This is a genomic window from Kocuria sp. JC486, from assembly GCF_011602805.1.
Classification (GTDB): Bacteria; Actinomycetota; Actinomycetes; order Actinomycetales; family Micrococcaceae; genus Kocuria; species Kocuria soli.
The window spans coordinates 290,862-297,351 of the sequence record NZ_JAAOZS010000001.1 but is presented as its reverse complement, the minus strand read 5'-3'; the positions used below and the strand labels follow the sequence as shown (position 1 = coordinate 297,351).

The 6,490-nt window shown below is 66.5% G+C and carries 5 protein-coding genes and 1 tRNA gene; 2 read left to right on the top strand and 4 right to left on the bottom strand.

All coding sequences use genetic code 11. From position 1 onward, the window contains the following. Positions 1–31: 31 nt before the first annotated feature. The 3 genes from GWK18_RS01305 to GWK18_RS01295 all read right to left on the bottom strand — a co-directional run bounded on the left by GWK18_RS01305 (position 32) and on the right by GWK18_RS01295 (position 2,802). Entirely contained in the window at positions 32–1,345 is a 1,314-nt protein-coding gene (locus tag GWK18_RS01305) for a DUF6297 family protein (RefSeq protein ID WP_245192699.1), read from the bottom strand. Positions 1,346–1,578: 233 nt separating this feature from the next. Then, a complete protein-coding gene (locus GWK18_RS01300; RefSeq protein ID WP_166832643.1) occupies positions 1,579–2,271 on the bottom strand; it encodes an ABC transporter ATP-binding protein in 693 nt (230 codons plus the stop codon). 455 nt (positions 2,272–2,726) lie between these two features. After that, positions 2,727–2,802, bottom strand: a tRNA-Arg gene (locus tag GWK18_RS01295). A 260-nt stretch (positions 2,803–3,062) separates the two neighbouring features. Here GWK18_RS01295 and ssb point away from each other — a divergent pair. Together ssb and ettA are read left to right on the top strand one after the other, a co-directional pair. Beyond that, a complete protein-coding gene (ssb, locus tag GWK18_RS01290) occupies positions 3,063–3,689 on the top strand; it encodes a single-stranded DNA-binding protein (protein ID WP_123823757.1) in 627 nt (208 codons plus the stop codon). Between the two features lie 86 nt (positions 3,690–3,775). Then, complete coding sequence (ettA, locus tag GWK18_RS01285) at positions 3,776–5,458, top strand: energy-dependent translational throttle protein EttA (RefSeq protein WP_166832641.1); 1,683 nt, start codon at positions 3,776–3,778, stop codon at positions 5,456–5,458. A gap of 80 nt (positions 5,459–5,538) precedes the next feature. Here the strand turns inward: ettA and mmuM are convergent, their stop codons facing one another. Beyond that, entirely contained in the window at positions 5,539–6,480 is a 942-nt protein-coding gene (mmuM, locus tag GWK18_RS01280; protein WP_166832639.1) for a homocysteine S-methyltransferase, read from the bottom strand. Positions 6,481–6,490: the final 10 nt, after the last annotated feature.

The window sequence follows — 6,490 nt, the reverse complement described above, 5'->3', positions numbered from 1 at the left end:
AGCCACATCCCACTCGGAGGTTCTCCCTCGTTCAACCCGACCCGCTGCTACCAACGTCATGGCCAGGTACAACTAGCGCGGGCAGGAAACTGATGGCGCCGGCCGTGTGGGCCGCCGCGATCTGACCCATGACCCCCACGGGAACCGGCCCGGTGTCCGTCATCACCATCGCGCCGCCCCAGTCGATCGGTGGGCGTCGTGCGCCGGCCACCGCCGATGCCCCCACACCCCAGCCTGCGAACAACCCCATGACGGCGACGGCAGGCGCGCCCGTCATCAGCCCGCAGGCCCCGACAGCGGCCGCGCCCCAGGCTGCCATCAGCAGGCAGGGCACCAGGGTCCGAGCAACATCTGCCTGCATCCGGCCGACCGGGAGCACGGCCTCGGCATCAGGGTTGAGCGCGGACACCCGGGTGCAGGCAGCCACCAGGTCCCCGGCGATCAGGCCCAGGACGAGCAGCGTCAGGGCCACGCTCAGCCCTGTGCTGAGTCCGGGAGTGGCGACCAGGACGACGGCGAGCGAGCAGGTGGCAGACCAGAGAAGCGGTATGCCCGGCAACCGCAGCCACCCCACGGCTTCGGCCCGCGCCAGGGCTGCCCACGGTGCAACGGGGCGGCGGGGGAGCAGCCGAGAGGGCCGAGCGTCCGACCGGGCGTGCGGTGTCATGGACCGGTAGAGATCCTGGACGTCCAGGCTGCGCACGGCCACCCCGGACATGGTGGCTTTGCCCGCGCCCTCGGACAGGGACTGCCATGACAGCGCCGATAGGTGGGCGCTCGCCGTGCGGAGCTGCCACCAGGAAGCCGCCAGCGTGAGCACCGCCGTCGCACCCATCCATAGATCGGGGTTCAAGAAGTGAGTTCCTGACACGGACTTCTCCAGTGTGCCGCCCGCGGTCGCATCCCCGTGCCACAGAACCTGCTGCATCAGACGTATGACGGCAGTTGCGAACACCAGGAAGGCCACGAACGCCGGTACCTTGTGCAGCGCGCCGGCCCACCTTTGGGAAGAACGGTCACGGGTCTGCGACATCACGGAGAGTCCGACCGTAAGGGGCCCCAGTGGTGCAACAAGCGAAGCGGGGACCAGCGCGGCGGCCGGATTTCCGGACACGGCCCACCCCGCCGCTCCGCATGTGCAGGCGGCGAGAAATGACACGAGCGACGCCCGGAAGACAGCACGTCGTAGCGACCGCTCGAGGAACGGCCGGCGGTCGACCGGAAGTTGGAAACCCCAGACAAGATCGGCCTGCGCAGCAGACACGGGCCCCACACCTCGCAGCACCCACACCGCAACCGACCCGATAGTCACGACCAGCAGAACGAAGGTCGGCCAAGGGGACATACCGGTGTCAACGGCAAACGGGGTGGCAAGCATTCGCCACTGGGGATATGCGGAGCCCGAGAAATGCAGAACGCTGCCCACAGCCGCGACAGCCACGATGGCCGAAAAGACCTGCGTGTACACGGTGATGAAACGCTCACCCCACGGAACGGAGACCCGAGCCCCCGCCAGCGCCCGTGCTCGAGCCCAAGGGTCGAAGTCGGTGGTGCCTTCTGTCGAGTCCGGAGCGTCTTTCACCGACCCTGCCCCCGGATGAGTGCAGCAGCCTCCGCGGCGGGCGCGGTGCGGACGTCGTCGTCGATCACCAGGCACCGGTCGGTCACCTGGATGAGTAGGTCGGGGTCATGGGTGACGACGACCGCCGCAGCCCCGGATTGCACGTGTTGTGACAGCCGTTGACCGAGATCCACGGTCATCACCGGGTCCAGGCGCTGTTCCGGTTCGTCCAGCATCACCAGTTCAGACGGTCTCAGGAAGGCGGCGGCCAACAGGAGACGCCGGCGCTGTCCGGAGGACAACGCTTCCGGATAGGCATGCGCCCTGTGCGTCAGCCCGAAGAAATCGAGTTCGCGTTCCACCACCTCGACCGGGCTGGGCATGGAATGCCCGGCAGCCACGAGCTCCAGGTGCTCCTTGGCTGTCAGACCCGGGAACCAGGTGTCGTCGTCGAAAACGGCAGCGACGGCGCGTCTCCAGGCGGCCGAGGCCTCCACGCGTTCTGCGCCCTTGAATCGGACGGTGCCATCCAGCGGGTCCTGCCGGCCGGCAATTGTGCGCAGCACTGTCGACTTGCCCGTCCCGTTCAATCCGACGACGCCCAGTACCTCCCCGGGGTGGAGTGTAAAGGTGACTGTGCCGCACACAGGTTCACCCAGGTACCCGCAGGAAAGGCCCCTGACCTCCAACAACGGCGAGGTGCGTGACATGAGTTCATCGTAGTGACACCGGAGCCAAGCAACATGAGAAGGGCCCCGCACCATTCGTGCGGGGCGCTTAGACGGAGCCTGCGGCCTCAGCTCGCGTCAGTTGCGGTGGCCCCCTCCGGTGCAACAGGGCCGCATCGGATAGAAGAGCCATCACCAAACGGCCGCCGCTCTCCTCAGTGGCGAAGCAGGGCTGAACCAGAACCAAGTGCTCAGTCTGGCGTCGGTGCGCCGTTCTCCGGTTCAATCGCTCAGCGACATCACCAATCCAGGGCTCGTTCGCAAGCCAGTGATAGTAGGGCTGGCGGGTGAGTTTAAGTACCGCGCATGTCACCGAGATGGGATGGGGGCTTCGACCAGCCCGCAGCTGGTGAGCCCTACCCCATATATGACAGAAGGGTCCCGGAACCATAAAGTTCCACGACCCTTCTGACAATCATGACCTGATTCAGGACATCTGGCGCCCCGGGAGGGAGTCGAACCCCCGACCAAGAGATTAGAAGGCTCCTGCTCTATCCACTGAGCTACCGAGGCTGGCCGGGACAGTCTAACGAACCCAGTGCCGGGACCGGTCCGTGGGGTTTCCCGATTCCGGCGTTCCAGTCCACGGGCTTGATCCTCCACAGCCACGACGACGCCGTCGCACACCAGGAACTGTGCTCAAACCCGCCATCCAGGTCACGCACATACCGCGACCGGACGCCACTCTGGAGTCAACCCTCCGGGGAGCCTCCCTGGATCAGGGGAACACCCGGCCTGCCGCGAGGGCACGGCCCGTCTGATCAGGAGCACTCATGACTGACACGATCACGGTGCGTGGCTTCGTGGCCACGGAACCGAAGCTGCGCCAAACCCCCAACAACGTTCACGTCACCGACTTCCGCTTGGCCTCCAGATCCCGGCGGTTCGACCCGGAGAAGGGCGAGTGGGTGGACACCGGGATGACCAATTGGTACACGGTCAACTGCTATCGCTACATGGCTGACAACGTGGTGGCTTCACTACGCGTCGGTGACCCGGTTCTGATCCAAGGACGCCTCAAGATCAGGGAGTGGAGTAATGAATCGGGGGCCCGCAACCGGAGCGTGGAGATCGAAGCCTCCGCACTGGGGCCCGATCTGGCCATGGGCAGCGCCACGTACACGCGTGCCGGCGCCCGGGGTGCCCCGTCCGAGAGGGAGGCCCCACAGCACTCATTGGATTCGGTCGGGGCCACCGCCCAGGACCCGGACTACGACCCCGCCACGGGTGAGGTTCGAGACGGGAGCCAGGACGCCGACGTGGATCCCATGACCGGGCAACGGGGGAGCACGGGCCCGATGGTGGGCGGGCCGCACCGGGCCGCTGAGGACTCGCATTCTCTGGACCGGGAGTCCGAGATCGAGGTCTCCGTGACCGACCTGGAGGCCACCGGCGTCTGAGGCGGTAGTACGCGGTCAGACGAAACCCCGGTGCCCGGGCGGCGAGGATTGCTCGGGCACCGGGAGCCCCGGGTAGCCTGGTGGTCATGGCGGAATTCATTTACACCATGAACAAGGCCCGCAAAAAAGTGGGCGACAAGGTCATTCTCGACGACGTCACGATGTCGTTCTATCCGGGTGCCAAGATCGGCGTGGTCGGTCCCAACGGTGCCGGTAAGTCCACCATCCTGAAAATCATGGCCGGGCTGGACGAGCCCTCCAACGGTGAGGCGCGTCTGTCCCCGGGGTACTCGGTGGGCATCCTGCTGCAGGAACCGCCGCTGAACGAACAAAAGACCGTGCTCGGCAACGTCCAAGAAGGCGTTGGCGAGATCAAGGCCAAGCTGGACCGCTTCAACGCCATTTCGGAAGAGATGGCCCAGCCGGATGCAGACTTCGACGCCCTCATGGAAGAGATGGGCGCCTTGCAGACGGACATCGACGCCGCCAACGCGTGGGACCTGGACTCTCAGCTCGAGCAGGCCATGGACGCCCTTCGCTGCCCGCCGGGTGACACCCCCGTGACCAACCTCTCCGGAGGCGAGCGCCGTCGTGTGGCCCTGTGCAAGCTTCTGCTGGAGAAGCCGGATCTGCTGCTGTTGGACGAGCCCACCAACCACCTGGACGCCGAGTCCGTGCTGTGGCTCGAACAGCACCTGGCTTCCTACCCGGGTGCCGTCCTGGCCGTGACCCACGACCGGTACTTCCTGGACCACGTGGCGGAATGGATCTGTGAGGTCGACCGCGGCCGCCTCTACCCCTACGAGGGCAACTACTCCACCTACCTGGACACCAAGGCCAAGCGCATGGAGGTCCAGGGCAAGAAGGACGCCAAGCAGGCCAAGCGCCTCAAGGACGAACTCGACTGGGTGCGCTCCAACGCCAAGGGCCGTCAGGCCAAGTCCAAGGCCCGTCTGGCCCGCTACGAGGAAATGGCTGCGGAGGCGGAGAAGACCCGGAAGCTGGACTTCGAAGAGATCCAGATTCCCCCGGGACCGCGCCTGGGCAACCAGGTCATCGAGGCCAAGGACCTACAGAAGGGCTTTGGCGAACGCTCGCTGATCAACGGGCTGTCCTTCACCCTGCCGCGTAACGGCATCGTGGGTGTGATCGGTCCGAACGGTGTGGGTAAGTCCACGCTGTTCAAGACCATCGTGGGCATCGAGGACAAGGACGGCGGCGACCTCAAGGTCGGCGACTCCGTCAAGATCTCCTACGTGGACCAGAACCGCGAGAACATCGACTCGGAGAAGTCGCTGTGGGAGGTCGTCTCCGACGGGCTGGACTACATCAACGTCGGCCAGGTCGAAATGCCGTCGCGCGCCTACGTCTCCGCGTTCGGGTTCAAGGGCCCGGACCAGCAGAAGAAGGCCGGCGTGCTCTCCGGTGGTGAGCGCAACCGCTTGAACCTGGCGCTGACCCTCAAGCAGGGCGGCAACCTGCTGCTGCTGGACGAGCCCACGAACGACCTCGACGTCGAAACCCTCGGTTCCCTCGAGAACGCACTGCTGGACTTCCCGGGCTGCGCCGTCGTGATCTCTCACGACCGGTGGTTCCTGGACAGAGTGGCCACCCACATCCTTGCCTGGGAGGGCACGGAGGAGAACCCGGACAACTGGTACTGGTTCGAAGGCAACTTCGAGTCCTACGAGGAGAACAAGGTCGAGCGTCTCGGCCCGGAGGCCGCCCGTCCCAAGCGGGTCACCCACCGCCGCCTGACCCGCGACTGAGGCTCCCCACACCCGCCGAACCCTCGCGAAACTGCCGCATCAGACGTTGACGCGGCAGTTTCGCGAGGGTTCGCGCGGTTTCAGGGGGTCGTGGGGGCCAGACGGCGTGTGATTTCGCCGATGTCCGACGGCGTCGTGCGGCAGCAGCCGCCGATCATCCGGGCACCCAGGCCGACCCATTCCTGAACGTGAGCGGTGAAGCGGTCGTGGCTCTCGGCCGTCTGCCAGGTCTTGGACACGGGATCGTAGGTGTCTCCGGAGTTCGGGTAGCACAGCAGCGGTAGATCGGTCAGGGGGCGCATCGCCTGTAGCGCGGGCGCCACCAGTTCGGGAGCCACGCAGTTGATGCCCACCGCCGCCACCACCCCGGGGTGGGCGCTTGCCCAGGCGTCCACCCGGGTCACGGCATCAGTCAGCGGCGTTCCGTCGGCCAACGTGGCGGGGTCGCGCAGCTGGAACGACACCCATGCCTCCGCCTGGGGCAACGCGGCGAGTTCGTCCAGAACGGCCAGCACCTCGTCCACCCGCGGCTGCGTCTCCACCGCGAACGTACGCACCCCGGCGTCGTGCAGCGCGACGATCCGCGGCCGGTGGAACTCTCGGTACTGCTCGGCGCTCAGGTCGTAGTTCCCCGTGTACTCGGAGCCGTCGGCCAGATAGGCGCCGTACGGGCCGATACTGCCTGCAGCCAGGGCCTCGGCACCGTGTCCGGACGAGCGGTGGTGCTGTGCGGCGGCCAGGGCCAGTTCACCGCCGCGGCCGATCAGCCGGGTGGCCGCGGCGTCGTCGTACCCGGCGGCGAGGAAACCTGGAACGGTGGCCTGGTAGGTGTTGGTCGTGGCCACGTGCGCCCCGGCGTCGAAGTACGCGGTGTGCACGCGGGTGATCGCGACCGTGTCCGTGTCCAGGGCCAGCGCGCCCCACAGGGCGTTCGAGGTGTCCACGCCAAGGTCCTCGAGTTGCGTCGACAGCGCGCCGTCAAGCACCACCACATGGTTGTCCAACAGGTCACGAAGGGTCATGAACGCCACG

Coding starts and splice junctions, on each gene's coding strand:
- mmuM (WP_166832639.1), bottom strand. CDS start 6,480: ATGACCCTTCGTGACCTGTTGGACAACCATGTGGTGGTGCTTGACGGC.
- GWK18_RS01300 (WP_166832643.1), bottom strand. CDS start 2,271: ATGTCACGCACCTCGCCGTTGTTGGAGGTCAGGGGCCTTTCCTGCGGG.
- ettA (WP_166832641.1), top strand. CDS start 3,776: ATGGCGGAATTCATTTACACCATGAACAAGGCCCGCAAAAAAGTGGGC.
- GWK18_RS01305 (WP_245192699.1), bottom strand. CDS start 1,345: ATGTCCCCTTGGCCGACCTTCGTTCTGCTGGTCGTGACTATCGGGTCG.
- ssb (WP_123823757.1), top strand. CDS start 3,063: ATGACTGACACGATCACGGTGCGTGGCTTCGTGGCCACGGAACCGAAG.